The sequence below is a fragment of the Bartonella sp. AP30XZML genome, assembly GCF_042195945.1.
Classification (GTDB): domain Bacteria; phylum Pseudomonadota; class Alphaproteobacteria; order Rhizobiales; family Rhizobiaceae; genus Bartonella.
Map to the genome: position 1 here is coordinate 1 of NZ_JBHIPJ010000096.1, position 1,383 is coordinate 1,383.

General features: G+C 44.5%; 2 protein-coding genes and 1 pseudogene. All 3 read left to right on the top strand.

What is annotated here, in order from left to right:
• On the top strand, positions 1-664 hold a 664-nt coding region (locus ACFIL2_RS06550; RefSeq protein ID WP_375680148.1), incomplete at its 5' end, for a phage baseplate assembly protein V.
• Entirely contained in the window at positions 661-1,002 is a 342-nt protein-coding gene (locus tag ACFIL2_RS06555) for a GPW/gp25 family protein (RefSeq protein WP_004856773.1), read from the top strand. The genes ACFIL2_RS06550 and ACFIL2_RS06555, both read left to right, overlap by 4 nt.
• A pseudogene (locus ACFIL2_RS06560) lies at positions 999-1,383 on the top strand (baseplate assembly protein); the annotation flags it as partial. The gene ACFIL2_RS06555 and the pseudogene ACFIL2_RS06560, both read left to right, overlap by 4 nt.

Here is a 1,383-nt window from a genome sequence, read left to right on the forward strand (position 1 = left end):
CACAGATCTAAAGAGACGTGTGGCAAATATGGTTGTGGTGGGGAAGATTAGCCATATCGACCATAAAAACGCACGCTATCGAGTAAAAACTGGCAATCTTATCAGTGACTGGATTCCAGATACCCAAGCCCGTGCCGGTAAAACACGCTCTTATGAAGGGCGCGACGTTGGAGAGCAAGTGATTGTTGTCTCATCATCAGGCGATTTATCACAAGGGGTGATTGTTGGTTCACTTCATACCGATGCAAACCAAGCAGCCGATAAGGGCAGCATTCACCGAACAATATACCCTGATGGAACCAGCCTTGAATATGATGATGAACAAAACACTTATGGAATCCACATCAAATCAGGTGGAAAATTTATCCTCACGATTGCTGATGGTGTGTCACTAAAAGGTGATGGTGGCAAGCTAGAGCTTACCGCACCGGAGGGCATACAAATCACTTCAGAACGTGACTTTAGTTTAAAGGCAAAGGGCAACATTTCTGTAAAAGCAGATGGGAACATTTCACTCCATTCGCAAGATAGTGTTTCTCTTCTTTCAAGCAATGAGGTTTCCATTCATTCAAGTGGACTAAAGCATAACGGCACCAATATTGGAAACAGCCATGTTCATGGTGGTGTTTCCCCTGGCGGTTCTATGACTGGAGGTCCCAATTGAACAGTGGAATGGACCGCACAACGGGAAAGCCATTAACCGGCATTGATCATTTACGCCAATCAATCCTTGACATTTTGTCAACACGCATTGGTTCGCGTGTAATGCGGCGTGATTATGGTTCACGTGTTGCTGAACTTATTGATGCACCAGTGAATAATGCTTTTGCTGTTGCTCTTTATGCCGCTGTTGCTGAGGCTTTAGACAAGTGGGAACCGCGTTTTAAACTGAAAAAAATTGATTTTAAAATGGTTGATGCTGGACAAGTTTCTTTGTCCTTTGAAGGCATTTATTTGCCTTCAGGCAAGCCCATTACCATGGAAGGATTATTGATAAAATGAATGGAGTGCTTGCAAAACCCGAAATCATCACAGAACTTTCTTTTGAGGAAATACGCGCTGCTGCTCTTGCCCATTTAAAAGAGCTTTTGCCGGAATATACCATTCTTGAAAGTGATCCGGCTGTAAAAGTCCTTGAGGCTTTTAGCTATCGAGAGTTGCTTTTAAGACAGCGTATTAACGAAGCGGCACGCAACAACATTCTTGATTTTGCAACCGGTGAATCTCTTGACGCTTTGGGAAACTGGCATGGTCTTGCCCGCATGGAGGGTGAAAGTGACGAGAGATATCGTGAACGTATAGAGCTTCATGCCCGTGGTGGCAATGGGAGCGGGACAGAGCCCTATTACAAACTTATCGCTCTCTCAAGCGATAGTCGTGTTA